Source organism: Sphingopyxis sp., from assembly GCF_051861155.1.
GTDB lineage: Bacteria > Pseudomonadota > Alphaproteobacteria > Sphingomonadales > Sphingomonadaceae > Sphingopyxis.
The window spans coordinates 1-271 of record NZ_JBHYDE010000020.1 but is presented as its reverse complement, the minus strand read 5'-3'; the positions used below and the strand labels follow the sequence as shown (position 1 = coordinate 271).

Genomic DNA, 271 nt, shown 5'->3' with positions numbered 1-271 from the left:
AGTAGCGCGGCGTAGGCCTGTTTGTCGCCCGCCTGCGCCATCGCCATCAGGCGGGCCAATGAAGGTTCGTCGGCCTTCATGCCGTCCGCCGGCGTACCAACGGTGCATCAAGGCTGATGCTTCCGCCGCCGCGCACGATCAGCACCAGCGCCATCGCCACCCACAGGGAATGGACCTGCCACCAAGCCTCGGGATAGACGAATATCTGGATGACCAGGGTCATTCCCAGCAGGGCCAGCGCGGAAAGCCGCGTGAACAGGCCGAGCACCAG

General features: G+C 65.3%; 1 protein-coding gene. It reads right to left on the bottom strand.

All coding sequences use genetic code 11. The annotated features are described in order from the left end of the window. Nucleotides 1–76: 76 nt before the first annotated feature. Nucleotides 77–271 (bottom strand): DoxX family protein (locus ACTIFP_RS17675; RefSeq protein ID WP_439569988.1); only part of this gene is annotated, 195 nt, incomplete at its 5' end.